The organism is Phyllobacterium endophyticum (genome assembly GCF_003010935.1).
Classification (GTDB): Bacteria; Pseudomonadota; Alphaproteobacteria; order Rhizobiales; family Rhizobiaceae; genus Phyllobacterium; species Phyllobacterium endophyticum.
The window spans coordinates 185,976-202,748 of sequence record NZ_PGGN01000001.1 but is presented as its reverse complement, the minus strand read 5'-3'; the positions used below and the strand labels follow the sequence as shown (position 1 = coordinate 202,748).

Sequence of the window (16,773 nt, the reverse complement as noted above, 5' to 3'; positions counted from 1 at the left end):
ACGTCACGTCCTGCCCTGCAGATTACGAGCTTTGCGTAATTGCGGAAACCAGTAGGCCCAAAGACCTGCAACAGCCACGGTTCCGACACCGCCAAAAACAACAGCGGGGATGGTACCGATGAGCGAAGCCATCACGCCGGCGCGGAATTCGCCGAGTTCGTTCGATGCACCGACGAAAACCATATTGACGGCATTGACCCGTCCGCGCACATGATCCGGCGTCCACAGTTGCAGCAGCGTTTCGCGAATATAGACGCTGATCATGTCAGCCGCGCCCATCAGGGCAAGCAGCACTATCGAAAGCCAGGCGATTTCCGACACGCCGAACATTACGGTAAGCAGACCAAACAGCGCCACGAAAGCAAACATCATGATGCCCGCGTGATCGCGAATAGGATGACCAGTCAACCACACCGCAGTCACAATGGCGCCGATGCCAGGCGCTGCTCGCAGCATTCCAAGGCCCCATGGGCCGAGCTGCAGTATATCGCGCGCATAGACCGGCAGCAGAGCCACCGCTCCGCCCAGGAGCACCGCGAACAGGTCGAGTGAGATTGCGCCGAGAACGACCTTCTCTCTCCAGATATAGTGGAAGCCGGCGAGCAAAGTCTGCAGCGATCGCTTTTCATTCAGCGAATGCTGCGCCGGTTTCGGAATCGCATATGTGCTCAAGGCGGCAATCAAGAGCATCGCGCTCGCTACACCATAAGCGGCAACTGGAGAAACGCCATAAAGAAGGCCGCCGGCAACAGGGCCGACGATCGTTGCAATCTGCCAGGCGGACGAGTTCCAGGATACCGCGTTGGAAAACGTCTCTGCAGGTACAAGATTCACGACCAGTGAAGAGGACGCGGGACCGAGGAACGCCCTTCCTATGCCAAAGCCGGCAAGTATGACGAACACCAGCCCAGGCGTGAACCAATGCCAGAGGGTCAACAGGAGCAGGAGTGCGGCGCAGAGCAATTCCAGGAATAGCGAAAGACCCATGATCATCCGGCGGCCGAAACGGTCGGCGGCGGCGCCGGTCACGAGCACCAGCAGCAATGCAGGTGCAAACTGCACTAGCCCGACAATACCGAGATAGAAGGGATCGCGGGTCAAATCATAGATCTGCCAGCCAACGGAGACGCTGATGATCTGTGCGGCAAATGAGCCGAAGAAGCGTGCGAGCCAGTAGCGGGTAAAGGACGAATGGCGAAAGGCGGCATAACGATCGTGTGCCGCATTCGTTTCGGAGTTGGTCATTTCGTTGAAAAGCTCCGGAATCTGGAGACTTCTTCTAAACGAGTTCGCTGGAAAAGTGGATAGGGCAAAAGCATGGTCCAGAAAAAGAAACGGGCCGATGATCCGGCCCGTTTCGTACCTGATCTATTCCTTGCCGAGCAGCGATTTCCAGATGATAGCGCCAAGCGCCGCACCAACGAGCGGAGCGACCCAGAATAGCCAGAGCTGTCCCAGCGCCGCGGTCTCGGCGAAAAGCGCCACGCCTGTGGAGCGCGCCGGATTGACCGATGTGTTGGTCACCGGAATGGACGCAAGGTGAATCAGCGTGAGGCCGAGCCCGATCGGAAGAGGTGCGAAACCAGCCGGAACAGACGCCGAGGTCGCGCCAAGGATAATGATGATGAAGAATGCCGTGAACACGATTTCTGCGACGAGCGCGGCGGTCAATCCATATTTGCCGGGCGAAAGATCGCCATAGCCGTTGGAGGCAAAGCCGCCAGCGGTAAAATCAGCTTTGCCCGATGCGATCAGATAAAGCACGGCAGCGGCGGCGATCGCACCGATTATCTGCGCGATCCAATAGGGAATGAGATTCCTGAAATCAAACCGTCCTGCGATGGCGAGACCGAGCGAAACGGCCGGATTGAAATGGCCGCCTGAAATTCCGCCAACCGCATAGGCCATTGTCAGAACCGTCAAACCGAACGCAAAGGCAACACCAAGCAAACCGATACCAACTTCAGGAAACGCAGCGGCGATAACGGCACTGCCGCAACCGCCAAGGACGAGCCAGAATGTGCCGAAAAATTCGGCCGACAGCTTATTGAACATGGAAACCCCCAAGGCTGAAATGCGGGCCGGGATAGCCCGAATCACAACGCAAATTTATTCTGGTTTTATAGTTTCGACAATATTGATGAAGATGAAGAAGTCGCAATACCTTGTTGGCCGCTTTATCCTTGAATAGTCAGGTAACGAATACTGTGACGACAAGCCTGGAAACGGCCGTGCAACGCCTGTATCCAGCGCGCCTCTTGCTCGCGAGCCAGCCAATCGCTACATGTCGTGGAAATCTTAGGAGATCTGAATGCTCGCTCTCATCCGCACCATTGATCTGGCGCTCGATATTTATACCTGGATCCTGATCGCCAGCGCGATCTTTTCATGGCTTTACGCGTTCAACGTGATCAATTCCAGCAATCGCTTCGTTGCCTCCATAGGGGATTTCCTCTATCGCGTTACCGAGCCTGCCCTCCGGCCTATCCGCCGTTTTCTTCCTGACCTTGGCGGAATTGATATTTCCCCGATTGTCCTTCTGCTTCTCATCTTCTTCCTTCGCCAGTTCCTTTGGACCACAATCGCACCGCTTCTGGTATAGAATGGCGTTATGGTTCCGCGAGGAGCTTGACGGGATCATTCTATTCGTGCGGTTGACACCGAGGTCGGCGAAAGACGCAATCAAGGGGATCAAGGCAGCGGAGAGTGGGCGCTACCATCTGCAGGTACGAGTGCGTGCAGTCCCTGAAGATGGCAAGGCCAATCTGGCGCTGGTAAGGCTGCTGTCAAAATGGCTGGATGTCGCCGTACGCGATATGACGATCGTCAGCGGTGCAACGTCGCGGCTGAAGCATATCAAAATCTCGGGCGATGCGGAGGAACTGGCGTTGAAGCTCGCCGCTCTCGCACCGCCGGAGACTTGATCGATCAGGCCTTCTTCGCGTTATGGCGCTCTATCGCTTCGGTGATGAGCTGGCGCGCAGCATCCTCATCGCCCCAATCGCCGATCTTCACCCACTTGCCCGGCTCAAGGTCCTTGTAGTGCTCGAAAAAATGCTGGATTTGCTTGAGTGTAATATCCGGCAGGTCGGTGTAGTTGTGCACCTTTTCGTAGCGGAGCGTGAGGTGGGGGGAAGGTACGGCGATGATCTTTTCGTCTTGCCCCTTGTTATCTTCCATAACAAGGACGCCGATCGGACGCACATTGATCACGCTGGTCGGCATGAGCGCCCGCGTATTGCATATCAGCACATCGATGGGATCGCCGTCGTCCGACAATGTATGCGGCACAAAACCGTAATTACCCGGATAGGTCATGGGCGTGTAAAGAAAGCGGTCCACGAATAACGCGCCGGAATCCTTGTCGAGCTCGTACTTGATCGGTTGTCCGCCAACCGGGACCTCGATAATAACATTCACGTCTTCAGGGGGATTGTTGCCGACAGCAATGGCATCGATGCGCATATTTTTCAGAGTCCTTATTGGTATGGAAGTCCTGTACTGATTTTTATGCCGCGGCGCAACAATGCCGATGATTTCCTGCGGTTCCGCGGCTTGTTCAAGGTCTATGCCATAGGAATCGAGCAATTTCGAGTTGCCGGAGACGAGGGGGTCGTCGCATCAGCTCCAGACGAAAGCAATTTTCTTGAGAGTTCTGCCGTCAAAACACTCAACGCCCTCGGCGATGTCCCGCCCGCCTGCGTTCTGATAAAATGAAACAGCAAGGCCATTATCCTCGAGTGCCCAGACGACGAGACCTTTCATGCCCTGATCTACAAGGCTGCGGCGGGCAGCGCCGAGAAGTCGCGTGCCGAGGCCAAACCCCTGATACTCCGGCCGGACATAAAGTTCGTAAACCTCGCCCTTCTGCGGCAGCTGGCGGGCGCGGTTAGGTCCAAGCGTTGCATATCCAGCGACGACGCCGCCCACATCCGCGACGAGGATCTGTGTCGAACGCTGAATCGCCTTTGACCACCAATTGGCGCCGCGACGCTCAAGCATCATGTAGAGCGCGCGATGCGGAATAATACCCGTGTAGGCACCCTTCCAGGCCTCCAGATGGATGGCCGAGATCGCCACGGCATCGGCCACTTCGGCCCGTCTTATCTCGATAACATGGGTGTTCATGGTTGTTTAACCATAAACCCGCGACCGTCGGATTCGCAACATCCACGGAAACGTTTTTTGGGTGTCCACGAAAACAAAAAGCGGCGAAATCGCCGCTTTTCCTAACGTGGAACGATCAAATTCAGGCCGCGCCAGCGGTCTTGCTGCTCTTTTCGAAGCGCTTGCGCTCGTTCGGGTCGAGATACAGCTTGCGCAAACGAATTGACTTCGGAGTGACTTCCATCAGTTCGTCGTCCTGAATCCACGCAAGCGCACGTTCCAGTGTCATGCGGATAGGCGGCGTCAGCTTTACGGCTTCGTCCTTGCCGGCAGCACGAATGTTGGTCAGCTTTTTGCCCTTGAGAATGTTCACCTCAAGATCGTTGTCACGCGAATGGATGCCGATGATCATTCCGGCATAGACCTTGACGCCGGCTTCGATAATCATTGCACCGCGATCTTCGAGGTTCCACATGGCGAAGGCTACGGACTCTCCCTGATCATTGGAGATCAGAACACCATTGGTACGCCCTGCGATCTCACCCTTGAAAGGCTCATAGGCACGGAAAAGGCGATTCATGATCGCGGTGCCGCGCGTATCGGTCAAAAGCTCCGACTGGTAGCCGATAAGGCCGCGTGTCGGCGCATAGAACACCATGCGGACGCGATTGCCGCCGGACGGACGAAGCTCGACCATTTCTGCCTTGCGTTCGGACATCTTCTGCACAACGGTGCCGGAATATTCCTCGTCGACGTCGATTAGCACTTCTTCAATGGGCTCAAGCAACGTGCCGGACTCGTCTCGTTTCAAAACGACGCGTGGGCGCGATATGCTAAGCTCAAAACCTTCACGGCGCATGTTTTCAATGAGAACGGCGAGCTGCAATTCGCCCCGACCCGACACGAAGAACGAATCCTTGTCGTCGGATTCCTCAACCTTCAGCGCCACATTGCCTTCGGCTTCTTTCAACAGGCGGTCGCGAATGACGCGGCTTGTGACCTTGTCGCCTTCAGTACCGGCAAGCGGGCTGTCATTGACGATGAACGACATGGTAACGGTCGGCGGATCGATGGGCTGCGCGTGCAGGGGCTCGGTCACATCGAGTGCGCAGAAAGTATCGGCGACGGTACCCTTTTGCAGTCCGGCAATCGCGACGATGTCACCCGCCTGGGCTTCTTCGATGGGCTGGCGTTCGAGACCGCGGAAAGCGAGAATCTTCGAGATACGGCCTGTTTCGAGCTGCGTGCCATCGCCGTGCAGAACCTTGACCTGCTGGTTCGACTTGACCGTGCCGGAGTGAATCCGGCCGGTGATGATACGGCCTAGGAACGGATCGGCTTCAAGGATCGTGCCGATCATCTTGAAGGGTCCTTCACCAACGGTGGGTGCAGGAACATGATCGAGGACCATGTCAAAGAGTGCTGACAGACCCTGATCCTTGGGTCCTTCCGGGTTTGTTGCCATCCAGCCATTGCGGCCCGAACCATAGAGGATCGGAAAATCGAGCTGCTCGTCGGTGGCGTCCAGAGCAGCGAAAAGGTCGAAAACCTCGTTCACCACCTCTTCATGCCGCGCATCGGGGCGATCGATCTTGTTGATCGCAACGATCGGACGAAGACCGACCTTCAGTGCCTTGCCGACAACGAACTTCGTCTGTGGCATAGGACCTTCGGCGGCATCGACGAGAACGATGGCGCCGTCGACCATCGAGAGGATGCGCTCGACTTCGCCGCCGAAGTCGGCGTGGCCAGGTGTATCGACGATGTTGATGCGCGTATCTTTCCAAATAACAGAGGTCGCCTTGGCAAGGATCGTGATCCCGCGCTCGCGCTCGATGTCATTGGAGTCCATCATTCTTTCGCCAAGCCGCTGGTTATCGCGGAAGTTGCCGGACTGTTTCAATAGTTCGTCAACGAGCGTGGTCTTGCCATGGTCAACGTGTGCGATGATCGCGATGTTGCGCAGTTTCATAAGGTTCTCTTTTGGAGGATTGTGGACGCCATCTGAGCTGCGCCGCTTTACATTTGCGCGCTCCATACATGTTTTTTCGCAAATGCGAAAGGGGGCAAAGCGTTTTGGCCCGCATGGCTGCCATGCAGGCCAAAAGTTCAGAGCAAGGTTCCGGACAGGATAACCAGCGCAATACTGAAGTAAATCACCAGTCCCGTAACATCCACGAGGGTCGCCACGAAGGGAGCTGAAGCACTGGCGGGATCGAAGCCGAGCTTCTGCATGGCAAATGGCAGCATCGAGCCTGCAAGCGAGCCGAAAGTGACGATGCCAACCAGCGCGGTGCCGACAGTCGCCGCTACCAGGGGCCAGTGTTGGCCATAGTCGTAGAAGCCGAGCATCTGCCATGTCGCGATGCGGACAACGCCGATCAACCCGAGAAACGAGCCTAGAACAAGCCCTGTGGGAATTTCGCGCAGTGCGACCCGCCACCAATCTTTCAGCCGCAATTCCTGCAGAGCGAGCGCGCGAATGAGCAGAGACGTGGCCTGCGAGCCGGAATTGCCGCCGGAACTCATGATCAGCGGTATAAAAAGGGTCAGAACGACCGCTTTTTCCAGCTCTCCTTCAAAATGCTGCATGGCGCTGGCGGTGAGCATCTCGCTGAGGAACAATATTCCGAGCCAGCCGGCGCGCTTGCCAAGCATCTGCACGAAACCGATTTGCATGTAGGGCTTGTGCAAAGCCTCCATGCCGCCGAACTTCAACGTATCTTCGGTCATTTCCTGCGTCATGGCGTCGATTACATCATCGACGGTGACGATACCGATGATCTGGTCCGCGTCGTTTACCACAGGGACCGCAAGCAGGTCATGCTTGCGGAAGAGCCGCGCCACGTCCTCCTGATCAGTGAGGGGAGAAACGTTAACGGGCGCGACATCACGGCCAACGCTCATGATGGAAGCGTCCGGTTCACTTGTAATAAGGCGGCGCAGGGCGACGGCTCTCCGCAGCTTTTTTGTATCCGGATCAATGACATAGATCGCATAAATGGTTTCGCGGGAGCGCTCGACTTCGCGAATGTGCTGCAGCGTTTGTGCGACGCTCCAGTTCGAGGGCACGCTGACGAACTCGGTTGTCATCAAACTTCCGGCCGTGTGCGGCGGATAGCGTAGCAACTTGCGCAGCGCGGCTGACGTTTCGGGTCCGAGGCCGACGCCAAGCCGGACGCGGGTCTGTGCGTCGAACTGCTGGAAGATGTCGGTGACGCGATCGATCGACATGGCGTCGAGGAGCTGCCGCGCCGTCTCTGCCGGCAATCTTTTTATGATATTGGCCGCCTCCTGCAGCTCAGGCTGATCAAGGATCAGAACGGCATGTTCGTGCGGCATCTCGGAGAGAATCTCAATGGATTCAAGGAGTTCGAGCTCGTTCAATAGCTCGATAGCATCGGCAGCATGCATGGTTGCAAGCTGTTGTGCGATGGTCGGTGCGGGTGCCGGCCGGGCATTGACCGCAACATTGGGGAAGCGAAGGTCGTTCATTTTAGCTCGCCTTTCTATCGATCCGCCGTCACGGGATCGAGGCGAGCTGATCTCAGATCAGGCCACGACCGCCATTGACGGCGCAAACAATCGACTACTACTGTCGTCGCTGGGCATGAGAGATTTAACTCCGGTTGAAGATATGCAGACCTGCGAATAAACGGGCCTGCAAGTTGTCATTTGGTCTTGCGGCACTGCAAAGTCAAGCGTTTTGGTCTGCGGCCGAAAACACAACTCTGTGCACGCAAATTGCGCGCAAAGGTCGAAAATATCGCGCCAAAAACACCGTTTTTCATTCGAAACGCGTCAGTTCTTCTGCGAGACCGGTTCTATTTCGTCAGAGGCCGCCGCGCGACCGACAATTTTGGAATCAAATCGCAGGAGGACAGGCTTCATGTCTTCACCCGCTCGTTGCGCGGGTCGTAAACCGGCTGAAGATGGACCTTGGCGGAGTAGCGTTCGTTGGCAACGACGAGCTCATAATTGCCTTCGGCGAGGAAGGGGTCGCTCACACCTACGGCGTTGCGTACGTAACCCAAACCGATGGGGTTGCCGACCGTATAGCCATAGCCGCCGCTGGTGAGGTACCCGACAGGCTCCCCGTCGCGCAGGATGGTTTCGCGGCCGAGGAGAACGACAGACTTGTCCGCGACCGTGAACGTAGCGAGGCGCTTCTTGAGCGGAGCGGCACGGATGGCCTCACTTGCCGGGCGGCCGATGAACCGGGCACCGAGACGCAGCTTCACCGCAAAGCCGAGCCCCGCCTCGAAAGGCGAGTCGTTCGGGGTGATGTCGGAACCCCAGGCACGGTAGCCTTTCTCCAGACGCAGCGATTCGAGTGCCCTGTAGCCGACGGGCCTGATGCCGAATTCCTTGCCAGCCAGCATCAGGGCATCGAAGACCGCCCCGGTTGCTTCTATTGGTATGTGCAACTCCCAGCCGAGTTCGCCGACATAGGTTACCCGCAGGGCACGAACAACGCTGCCGGCGATTTCGATCTCCCTGACATGGCCGAAAGGAAACGCACTGTTGCCGACATCGGCATTGGTGACCTGACGCAGTACATCGCGGGCCTTCGGTCCCATCAGCGACAGGGTGCCGTAGCTTTCCGTTATGTCGGTCAGCTCGACGTCGAGGCCAGGAGAGATGTGTTCGCGGATCCAGGCGAAGTCATGCGTCCGGAACCCGGTACCCGTGACTATGTAGAATTTATCGTCGGAGAGCCTGGCAACCGTCAGGTCGCACTCGATGCCGCCGCGTCCATTCAGAAGCTGGGTATAGGTGAGACGGCCGGCCGGTTTGGTCACGTCGTTGGCGCAGATGTAGTCAAGCGCCTTCACGGCGTCGGTTCCGGTAAGCTCGAATTTGGCGAAAGACGACTGATCGAAAATGCCGACATGTTCGCGTATGTGCCGATGCTCTTCGCCGACCGCCTCGAACCAGTTCTGACGGCCCATGGAATAGACGTCTTCCGCGGGCGTACCTTCTGGAGCAAACCAGTTGGGGCGCTCCCATCCGAGCTTTGAACCGAAAACCGCACGGTGTTTCTTCAGCCGGTCATAGAGCGGGGAAACGATGGCGGGCCGGCCGGATACATATTCCTCGTGCGGGAAACCGATCGTGTAGTGCTTGCCATAGGCTTCCAGGGTGCGGTCGCGGACCCAGTCGCGGTCGCGGTGCAGGTCGGAAAAGCGCCTGATATCGACTGTCCAAAGATCCAGCGGGGCTTCGCCGTCGATAGCCCATTGTGCCAGCACCCAGCCCGCTCCACCGCCTGAGGCTATGCCGAAAGCGTTGAAACCCGCGCCGACAAACATGTTCGAACATTCCGGCGCTACCCCGAGGATGAAATTGCCATCGGGTGTAAAGCTCTCGGGACCGTTGATCATCTGCTTGACGCCGGCGGTTTCAAGCGCCGGAATACGTTCGATGGCTTGCAGCATATGCTGTTCGAAATGGTCGAAATCATCGTCGAACAGGCGGAACTGCCAATCATGAGGTACATCGCCGGTAACCCAGCTTTGCGGGTTGGGCTCGTAACCGCCCATGACGAGGCCACCCACTTCCTCCTTGAAATAGGTGCGCCGGTCCGGATCGCGGATCGTCGGTGCATCGGAGGCAAGGCCGTCGATCTTCTCGGTGATAATGTATTGATGCTTCACCGGTTGCAGGGGAACATTGATACCGGCCATCTCGCCGACCTGCCTTGCCCATTGGCCGGCACAATTGACGACCTTTTCACAGGCAATGTCGCCTTGGTCCGTCTTTACCTTGACGATCCTGTCGCCCTGCATTTCAAAACCGGTGACGCGAATATTTTCGATGAGTTTTGCGCCATGCATGCGCGCACCCTTGGCGAGCGACTGCGTGATGTCGGAAGGGCTGGCCTGGCCGTCAGTCGGCAGCCAACTCGCGCCAATGAGATCGTCCACACGCATCAGCGGGACCATCTCCTTGACTTCGCGCGGCGACAGGAGGTGCATTTCCATGCCGAAACTTCCGGCGGTCGTAGCGAGACGGCGGAACTCGGTCCAGCGGTCTTGATTGGTGGCGAGCCGCAGGCAACCGGTCATCTTCCAGCCCGTTTCGAGGCCTGTTTCTTCAGAGAGCCGTTTGTACAGGTCCACCGAATACTTGAGAACGCGCGTGATCGAGGCCGACGAGCGCAACTGCCCGACCAGACCGGCAGCGTGCCAGGTCGAGCCTGACGTGAGCTGCCCCATTTCCAGCAAGACCACATCCGCCTTGTGGTCCTTCGCAAGGTGGTAGGCCGTGGAACAGCCGATGATGCCCCCGCCTATGACGACGATCTGGGCATGGGAGGGAAGGGTCATAATAATATAGGCTCTCTGTGAAAGGCAGTTTTTCCTGAGGCTTGTTGGCACAAGGCGGTGCGTTCTGCATGAGCAGACAAGCTTCCGCTATTTTCCATAGCGTGACCTATATTGATCGAGGGCCTGATCAAGCTTCAGCAAGTTCTCGTCGGTATAGGCGATATAGTCGACGCCGGGCGCATGGAGGTGGAGTTCAGAAACCATGCTCCACATGGCTTCACGCAACAATGAGGCGCATTGCATGGCCGCATGGGCACGCTTGAGTTCCGCATCAGGCGCTGCATGGAAATAAGCGGCAAGCAGCGCCTCGGATTCTTCATCATCGAGCCCGGCGTTGGATGCAAGGCCGGCAAGATCGAACATGGAGGTAGAAAACCCGGCATACTCGAAATCGATCAGCCAAAGGCGGCTGCCATCGTCGAGTATATTGGCCGGTAGAAGATCGTTGTGGCTGAAGATGATCGGCAGTGGCTTCTGCACCGCTTCCATTTCAGCGGCGATGGCGAGATAGGTGCCAAGATGAGGTACCATGCGACTATTGCCCGCCCGAAGGGTCCGGGCATAATCGCGAATGACGTGAAAGACCCAGAACATGAAGCCGGGACCGAGAATATTTTCCGGCATCGCGGTGTGAAACCGCCGGATAAGCTCGGCAACGCGCGGAATATTGGCGCGAACATCGTCGGCACCGTAGGTCCTCGCCCCCAGGAAGGCGGTCACCATGACACCCTCGCCCGCGTAGAACAATTCAGGCGCAAAACCTGCCTGATGCGCGGCCCTGGCCGTCATCGCCTCCCGGTTTCGAAATACATGATGGAAGGGGTAGTCCTTGCCGAAACGCACGACGTATTTGCCGGTATCGTCCTCGACCACATAGCTTTCGTTGCTGATGCCGCCCTTCAGAAGAGCTACCCGGATATCGCCGTGCCAGAGCGGAATGGCAGCGATGCGCCGCTTGATGCCGGCGGCTTCCCTCATCGGCCGGTAAACGTGTGGTTCGAAAGACTCACCATGACGAAGCTATTCTGTCTGGGAAGAATTGTGGACTCTCCGCGAACAGTAATCCGTCTGTGGCAAAGACTTCTATTGCGCATCCCCATGTCTGCTTCTTGGTTATTTGCAGGGATACTCCCCCTCATGATGAGTCTGTCGAACCACACATTCATCTATTAATGTGACATTCTGCCTTCAGATCACCTATGTCAACAGGATTCTGTGGTGATTTGTGGCTTTGATGACCGAATTGCAAAAATTTTGTGGTAATGCTGTGGACAATTCACTCTTGGTTAAGGTTTCCGGCATGAATTCCAAACGACATGGTGAAATCAAGCGGCTGTTGCAGGACGAGGGAACGATCTCGATCGCGGACCTTGCGGACAAGCTGGGGGTATCGCTGGAAACGATCCGGCGTGACGTGAAGCCCATGACCAATGACGGCACCGTCGTCAAAATTCACGGAGCCATTGGCCTGCCGCAGCATCTTGGCGAGGCGCCGTTCGAGACACGGATGCGGGAGAACGCGGGCGCCAAGCGCAGGATAGCCCAATGGGTGGCGGAAACCATAAAGAACGGCGATTCCATCATGCTGGATACCGGGACGACGACGAGCTTCCTTGCGCGGGAACTCCTGCAGCATCGAAACCTCACTGTCATCACGAATTCGTCGGATATCGCCCGGACCCTGGCCACAGTGAACGGCAACAGGGTGTTCATGGCGGGTGGTGAACTGCGCAGCGACAGCGGGGCAGCATTCGGGGTTTCCGCCAACGAATTCATCAGCCGCTTCAGTGTCGCGCATTCGGTTATTTCCGTAGGGGCGCTCGATGTTGCGGGCGGGATAATGGACTTTGACCTGGAGGAAGCGGAATTCGCACGTACCGTCCTGTCGCGCGGGGCGCGCTCGCTTGCAATCACCGATGCAGGCAAATTCGGCAAGCGTGGTCTGGTCCAGGTGTGCGGCCTCGGAGGCTTTCAGGAACTGGTGACCGATGAGGAGCCGCCGGAAAACATCATGCAGGCCCTGAAAGCAGCCGGCACGACCGTGAATATCGCCCGGAACGGTTCGTGACGCAAAACGGGTGGCCGTGACCGGCCCGGGTGCTAGACTTGCTTCAAACCGGAGCGAAGTTCATGACCAGACTTTTGCAAAAGAAAACCGTAGAGACACCCATCGGCCCGATGATCGCCATGGCAGGCGAAGAGGGTTTGTCATTGCTGGAATTTCATGACCGGCCGGCGTTGCCACTGGAGGTCGAGGAACTGGAGAAGCGCTACGGCTATCTCATCGAGAACGGCGACAATGTGGTTCTTGACCAGGTCACGCGCGAAGTGAGCGCCTATTTCGCCGGTACGCTCACCACGTTCGAGACGCCGCTTGCGACCCCCGGCATGCCGTTTCAACTTCAAATATGGGAGAGCCTGCGGGCAATACCTTACGGTGAGACGCGAACCTATGGCGGCATTGCACGAGAACTCGGCAGGCCGGGTTCGAGCCGCGCGGTCGGGGCGGCCAATGGCCAGAACCGCATTGCAATCGTCGTGCCATGCCACCGGGTAATTGGCGCGGACGGGTCGCTGACGGGCTACGGGGGCGGAAAGCGGCGCAAGCGGTTCCTGCTCGATCTGGAACATCGCGTTCTTGCCGGCATGGCGGGACGCCCGGTTTTCCATCCGATTACGGCGCAGGGTAGCCTGTGCTAAACTGCCACCTGCATTTTCAAGCGTATCCTGCCTATGTTTGACAGGTTGGTCGCCATTGCAACCGGAAAGGCGGAAGGTCCCGTGTCACACGTTCAATTCGATCCGACTGACAACCCGATGAAAACCGGGATACTCGGGCGCTGTCCGCAATGCCAGAAGGGCCATCTCTTCAATGGCTATCTTACGCTGGCGCCAAGTTGCGAAGTGTGTGGGCTCGACTATTCCTTTGCCGATCCCGCAGATGGGCCAGCTTTCTTCGCCATGACCATCGTTGCCGTTCCCGCCCTGGTATTCGCCCTGTGGTTGCAAACGGCGTTTGATGTTCCGATCTGGGTGCATCTCATCACGACAATGCCACTGACGCTGCTTGGCAGCCTGGCTCTCCTGCGCCCGCTAAAGGGCTGGCTGGTCTGTTCGCAATATTTCCACAAAGCCGAAGAGGGCAAGCTGGCAGGCAAGGGCGACAAGTAGGTTTGAAGTACCATCGCCTTGCGGGCAGCCTGATCAGGCGTTGGCACCGCCATCGATCGTGAGCGATGCTCCTGTGATGAAGCGGCCCTCGTTGCCTGCCAGAAACGCGACAAGACCGGCAATGTCGCTCGCTTCTCCGAATCTTGGAATTGCCATGCGGGCGCGTTGGCCATCCGCGTGATCGCCATTGGCGGGGTTCATGTCCGTATCGGTCGAGCCCGGTTGGATGATATTCGCGGTGATCTCCCTCGGGCCGAGATCACGCGCCAGCGCCTTTGTCATTCCGGTGAGCGCGGCCTTGCTGGTCGCATAGGCGATGAGGCCAGGGAAGGGCACGATCTCGCCAAGATTGCTGCCGATGGTGATGATCCGCCCGCCTGGACCCATCAAGGCAGCTGCAGTTTTCGCCGCGACAAAACTCGCGCGGACGTGAATCGACATGACGCGGTCGAACTCGTCGAGCGTCAGGTTATCGACGCTATCCATCGTGTAGACGCCCGCATTGTTGACGAGAATGTCGAGCCTGCCAAATGCGGCGTGGGTCTCCCTGACCGCGGCTTCGACTGCGGCGGCATCGAGATTGTCCGCCTGAAACGCAATGGCGCGCCGGCCAAGCTTCTCGATGGCTGCGACTGTTTCCTGCGCCTTGGCAGCGGCGCTTGTGTAGGTGATGGCGATATCCGCGCCATCCTCTGCGAGCTTGAGGGCGATTGCCGCGCCCATGCCACGGCTGCCGCCGGTGACGAAGGCGACCTTGCTATTGAGATCCGACATGTTTTCTCCTTTTTGTAGTGATCGATACATAATCGCATAGAGCGCTTGCACCGGGGGGTCAAGCGAATTATGTATTGATCATTACAGAAGGAGATGCACCATGTCGCAGAAGGGCCGGCCGCGCGCGTTCGATCGCGACGCTGCACTTGACAGTGCAATGCGTGTCTTCTGGCGCAAGGGCTATGAGAGTGCATCGATGGCCGATCTGACCGACGCGATGCAGATCAATGCCCCCAGCCTCTACGCTGCATTTGGCAGCAAGGCGGCGCTGTTCAGGGAGGCTGTCGAACTCTACTCGGACAAGATCGGCCAGCGCATCAAATATTCACTGCCGACGGCGCCGACCGCGAAAGAAGGTGTTGCGGATTTTCTCATGCAGACGGCGTTGTCCCATACGGATCCCGATCAGCCGCATGGATGCATGGTGGTACTCGGCGCGCTGCATGGCGACGACGGGGCTCCGGATACGCCTTGCGCGCTCTTGAAGGAACGGCGGCTCGACAATGTGGCACAATTGCGGGCGCGGCTTGAACGCGCCGTGCGCGAGGGCGAGCTTTCGGCCGATATCGACCTGCAACAGGTGGCGGAGTTCTACGCCACCGTGCAGCACGGGATGTCGATCACAGCGCGTGATGGCGCAACGCTTGCGCAATTGAAGAAGACTGCCGATGCAGCCATGGCCGCCTGGGACAGCCTGATTTCGCGCTGACGGGCATCAAATGCTGCCTCGTCAGGCTGAAATTTGCATAACCGGCCACCATTGCCTCACATCTAACGGACTGGATCGAGCGTCACCTTGTAAAGTTCGGCATCTTCGCGGTCCATCAGCCTCACGGTCATCTGTTCGCTGGCGCTGTCGATATCGACCAGGCCGAAGAATTGCAGCCCTGCGGATGGCGGCAGGTTCTGACCCTGCTCGGGCGTCGGCGCCTTGATGAACTTCAGCTCCGGCCCGAAGGTCTGGTCGAGATCATTCGGCCCGAAAGTACCGGCATGGATGGGGCCGGAAACGAACTCCCAGAAGGGATCGAAGTCCTGGAACTGCGCCTTGTCCGGATTGTAATAATGCGCTGCCGTATAGTGCACATCGGCCGTGAACCAGACTGTATTGCGAATACCGGCTGTTTTGATGAAGCGCAGCAGATCGGCGATTTCGAGCTCCCGGCCCTTTGCCGCGCCGTGATCGCCATTGGCGACGGCTTCCGAGCCCTTCTTCTCCTTGCCATTGTCCCACACGACGACCCCTAGCGGCATATCGGAGGCGATCACCTTCCATGTGGCCCGGGAGTTCAGCAATTCGCGTTTCAGCCAGCGCACCTGATCAGCACCGAGGATCGAGGATTCCGGGCTGAGCGTATCCTCCATGTTCGGTCCATTCGGGCCGCGATAGGAGCGCAGGTCGAGAAAGAAAACATCAAGGAGCGGACCATAGGCGATCTTCCGGTAAACCCGCCCTGGTTCAGCTGGCGTATACCGGATCGGGGTCATCTCGTGAAAGGCACGCCCGGCCCGGGCCGACAAGAGCGCGATGGACTTTTCGGTGTAGCGATCGTCAGCGGACAAGTCCCTGGAGGAAGACCAGTTGTTGACCACCTCGTGATCGTCCCACTGAAGGAAGGTCGGGCAGATCGCATTCAGCGCACGGACGTGGTCGTCGAGCAGATTGTATTTCCACTGGCCGCGATATTCGTCCAGCGTTTCGGCTACCTTGCGCTTCTCATCGGTGATGATGCGGTTCTTCCAAATGGTGCCGTCCTTCAGCTTGGTTTCCTCGACGAGAGGGCCGTCTGCATAGACTGTATCGCCCGAGTGCAGGAAGAAATCGGGGGTGTGGCGGGCAATTGTCGCATAGGTCTTCATGCCGGTCTCGTCGATGCCCCAACCCTGACCAACCGTATCGCCCGACCAGGCAAAGCGGATATTGCGCCTGGCCATGGGCGCTGTCTTGAAACGTCCGACAATCGGCTCCGAGACAGCGTTGATATCGCCGAGATCGACTGCGGTCAGGCGGTAGAAAATATCCTGGTCCGGAGCGAGGTCGGCCAATAGCTGCTTTACGGCAAGATCGCTGTCGGGCAGGGCGTCGAGCGGCGGCAATCTCGTGGCGCCGGCGAAGCTCTCCTTCGTGGAAATCTCGATATTCACCCGCGCCGGCTTGTCAGTCCGCGTCCAGATCATGCCGGTCGTCGCATCGACATCACCGGACTGTACGCCATGGGTAAACAGAGGGCGCGAATTGGCGCGCGAGTAGGATGGAAGGGCAAGGCCCGATGCCGCGGTCAGTGCGGCGGCTCCCGATGTGGCAAGAAAGCTGCGGCGAGTGAAGGGTGCCGATCTGGTCATGAATATTATCTCCGGGCTTGCTCGCATGATCCGGGACCATCGTCGATGG

At 57.8% G+C, this 16,773-nt stretch carries 16 protein-coding genes; 6 read left to right on the top strand and 10 right to left on the bottom strand.

Annotated elements, in window-relative coordinates:
* Positions 1 to 3 precede the first annotated feature (3 nt).
* Together CU100_RS00985 and aqpZ are read right to left on the bottom strand one after the other, a co-directional pair.
* Positions 4 to 1,245, bottom strand: a complete 1,242-nt coding sequence (locus CU100_RS00985) for an MFS transporter (protein WP_106714700.1) — start codon at positions 1,243 to 1,245, stop codon at positions 4 to 6.
* 123 nt (positions 1,246 to 1,368) lie between these two features.
* Entirely contained in the window at positions 1,369 to 2,055 is a 687-nt protein-coding gene (aqpZ, locus tag CU100_RS00980) for an aquaporin Z (protein ID WP_106714699.1), read from the bottom strand.
* A 256-nt stretch (positions 2,056 to 2,311) separates the two neighbouring features.
* On the opposite strand from aqpZ, the gene CU100_RS00975 reads away from it, so the two are divergent.
* The gene (locus CU100_RS00975) at positions 2,312 to 2,602 is read left to right on the top strand and encodes a YggT family protein (RefSeq protein WP_106714698.1); all 291 of its coding nucleotides are present in this window, start codon (positions 2,312 to 2,314) and stop codon (positions 2,600 to 2,602) included.
* A 1-nt stretch (position 2,603) separates the two neighbouring features.
* Complete coding sequence (locus CU100_RS00970) at positions 2,604 to 2,924, top strand: DUF167 family protein (RefSeq protein ID WP_106714697.1); 321 nt, start codon at positions 2,604 to 2,606, stop codon at positions 2,922 to 2,924.
* A gap of 4 nt (positions 2,925 to 2,928) precedes the next feature.
* On the opposite strand, the gene ppa is transcribed toward CU100_RS00970, so the two are convergent.
* The 6 genes from ppa to CU100_RS00935 all read right to left on the bottom strand — a co-directional run bounded on the left by ppa (position 2,929) and on the right by CU100_RS00935 (position 11,414).
* On the bottom strand, positions 2,929 to 3,465 hold the full coding sequence (gene ppa, locus CU100_RS00965) for an inorganic diphosphatase (RefSeq protein WP_106715917.1): 537 nt from the start codon (positions 3,463 to 3,465) through the stop codon (positions 2,929 to 2,931).
* A 156-nt stretch (positions 3,466 to 3,621) separates the two neighbouring features.
* Positions 3,622 to 4,128 (bottom strand): GNAT family N-acetyltransferase, encoded by a 507-nt coding sequence (locus CU100_RS00960; RefSeq protein ID WP_106714696.1) that lies wholly within the window; start codon positions 4,126 to 4,128, stop codon positions 3,622 to 3,624.
* Between the two features lie 121 nt (positions 4,129 to 4,249).
* Entirely contained in the window at positions 4,250 to 6,079 is a 1,830-nt protein-coding gene (gene typA / locus CU100_RS00955; RefSeq protein WP_106715916.1) for a translational GTPase TypA, read from the bottom strand.
* Positions 6,080 to 6,216: 137 nt separating this feature from the next.
* A complete protein-coding gene (mgtE, locus tag CU100_RS00950) occupies positions 6,217 to 7,602 on the bottom strand; it encodes a magnesium transporter (RefSeq protein ID WP_106714695.1) in 1,386 nt (461 codons plus the stop codon).
* Positions 7,603 to 7,994: 392 nt separating this feature from the next.
* On the bottom strand, positions 7,995 to 10,436 hold the full coding sequence (locus tag CU100_RS00940; RefSeq protein ID WP_106714693.1) for a GcvT family protein: 2,442 nt from the start codon (positions 10,434 to 10,436) through the stop codon (positions 7,995 to 7,997).
* An 87-nt stretch (positions 10,437 to 10,523) separates the two neighbouring features.
* On the bottom strand, positions 10,524 to 11,414 hold the full coding sequence (locus tag CU100_RS00935) for a choline/ethanolamine kinase family protein (protein ID WP_106714692.1): 891 nt from the start codon (positions 11,412 to 11,414) through the stop codon (positions 10,524 to 10,526).
* A gap of 322 nt (positions 11,415 to 11,736) precedes the next feature.
* Here CU100_RS00935 and CU100_RS00930 point away from each other — a divergent pair, with 322 nt between their 5' ends.
* The 3 genes from CU100_RS00930 (at position 11,737) to CU100_RS00920 (ending at position 13,607) form a co-directional block, all read left to right on the top strand.
* Entirely contained in the window at positions 11,737 to 12,504 is a 768-nt protein-coding gene (locus CU100_RS00930; RefSeq protein ID WP_106715915.1) for a DeoR/GlpR family DNA-binding transcription regulator, read from the top strand.
* A 62-nt stretch (positions 12,505 to 12,566) separates the two neighbouring features.
* Positions 12,567 to 13,136 (top strand): methylated-DNA--[protein]-cysteine S-methyltransferase, encoded by a 570-nt coding sequence (locus CU100_RS00925; protein WP_106714691.1) that lies wholly within the window; start codon positions 12,567 to 12,569, stop codon positions 13,134 to 13,136.
* 117 nt (positions 13,137 to 13,253) lie between these two features.
* Positions 13,254 to 13,607, top strand: a complete 354-nt coding sequence (locus CU100_RS00920) for a DUF983 domain-containing protein (RefSeq protein WP_106715914.1) — start codon at positions 13,254 to 13,256, stop codon at positions 13,605 to 13,607.
* A 33-nt stretch (positions 13,608 to 13,640) separates the two neighbouring features.
* Here the strand turns inward: CU100_RS00920 and CU100_RS00915 are convergent, their stop codons facing one another.
* Positions 13,641 to 14,381 carry an SDR family oxidoreductase gene (locus tag CU100_RS00915; RefSeq protein WP_106714690.1) on the bottom strand — a complete coding sequence of 247 codons (741 nt, stop codon included), beginning with the start codon at positions 14,379 to 14,381 and terminating at the stop codon, positions 13,641 to 13,643.
* A gap of 100 nt (positions 14,382 to 14,481) precedes the next feature.
* Here CU100_RS00915 and CU100_RS00910 point away from each other — a divergent pair, with 100 nt between their 5' ends.
* Entirely contained in the window at positions 14,482 to 15,090 is a 609-nt protein-coding gene (locus CU100_RS00910) for a TetR/AcrR family transcriptional regulator (protein WP_106714689.1), read from the top strand.
* A 62-nt stretch (positions 15,091 to 15,152) separates the two neighbouring features.
* Here the strand turns inward: CU100_RS00910 and CU100_RS00905 are convergent, their stop codons facing one another.
* A complete protein-coding gene (locus CU100_RS00905) occupies positions 15,153 to 16,724 on the bottom strand; it encodes an alkaline phosphatase D family protein (RefSeq protein WP_106714688.1) in 1,572 nt (523 codons plus the stop codon).
* Positions 16,725 to 16,773: the final 49 nt, after the last annotated feature.

What these genes read in the sequence shown, in the direction of transcription:
- CU100_RS00910 (WP_106714689.1), top strand. Translation starts at nt 14,482, where the DNA reads ATGTCGCAGAAGGGCCGGCCGCGCGCGTTCGATCGCGACGCTGCACTT.
- CU100_RS00960 (WP_106714696.1), bottom strand. Translation starts at nt 4,128, where the DNA reads ATGAACACCCATGTTATCGAGATAAGACGGGCCGAAGTGGCCGATGCC.
- aqpZ (WP_106714699.1), bottom strand. Translation starts at nt 2,055, where the DNA reads ATGTTCAATAAGCTGTCGGCCGAATTTTTCGGCACATTCTGGCTCGTC.
- CU100_RS00930 (WP_106715915.1), top strand. Translation starts at nt 11,737, where the DNA reads ATGAATTCCAAACGACATGGTGAAATCAAGCGGCTGTTGCAGGACGAG.
- CU100_RS00985 (WP_106714700.1), bottom strand. Translation starts at nt 1,245, where the DNA reads ATGACCAACTCCGAAACGAATGCGGCACACGATCGTTATGCCGCCTTT.
- CU100_RS00925 (WP_106714691.1), top strand. Translation starts at nt 12,567, where the DNA reads ATGACCAGACTTTTGCAAAAGAAAACCGTAGAGACACCCATCGGCCCG.
- CU100_RS00975 (WP_106714698.1), top strand. Translation starts at nt 2,312, where the DNA reads ATGCTCGCTCTCATCCGCACCATTGATCTGGCGCTCGATATTTATACC.
- CU100_RS00915 (WP_106714690.1), bottom strand. Translation starts at nt 14,381, where the DNA reads ATGTCGGATCTCAATAGCAAGGTCGCCTTCGTCACCGGCGGCAGCCGT.
- CU100_RS00940 (WP_106714693.1), bottom strand. Translation starts at nt 10,436, where the DNA reads ATGACCCTTCCCTCCCATGCCCAGATCGTCGTCATAGGCGGGGGCATC.
- typA (WP_106715916.1), bottom strand. Translation starts at nt 6,079, where the DNA reads ATGAAACTGCGCAACATCGCGATCATCGCACACGTTGACCATGGCAAG.
- mgtE (WP_106714695.1), bottom strand. Translation starts at nt 7,602, where the DNA reads ATGAACGACCTTCGCTTCCCCAATGTTGCGGTCAATGCCCGGCCGGCA.
- CU100_RS00905 (WP_106714688.1), bottom strand. Translation starts at nt 16,724, where the DNA reads ATGACCAGATCGGCACCCTTCACTCGCCGCAGCTTTCTTGCCACATCG.
- CU100_RS00970 (WP_106714697.1), top strand. Translation starts at nt 2,604, where the DNA reads ATGGCGTTATGGTTCCGCGAGGAGCTTGACGGGATCATTCTATTCGTG.
- ppa (WP_106715917.1), bottom strand. Translation starts at nt 3,465, where the DNA reads ATGCGCATCGATGCCATTGCTGTCGGCAACAATCCCCCTGAAGACGTG.
- CU100_RS00920 (WP_106715914.1), top strand. Translation starts at nt 13,254, where the DNA reads ATGAAAACCGGGATACTCGGGCGCTGTCCGCAATGCCAGAAGGGCCAT.
- CU100_RS00935 (WP_106714692.1), bottom strand. Translation starts at nt 11,414, where the DNA reads ATGAGGGAAGCCGCCGGCATCAAGCGGCGCATCGCTGCCATTCCGCTC.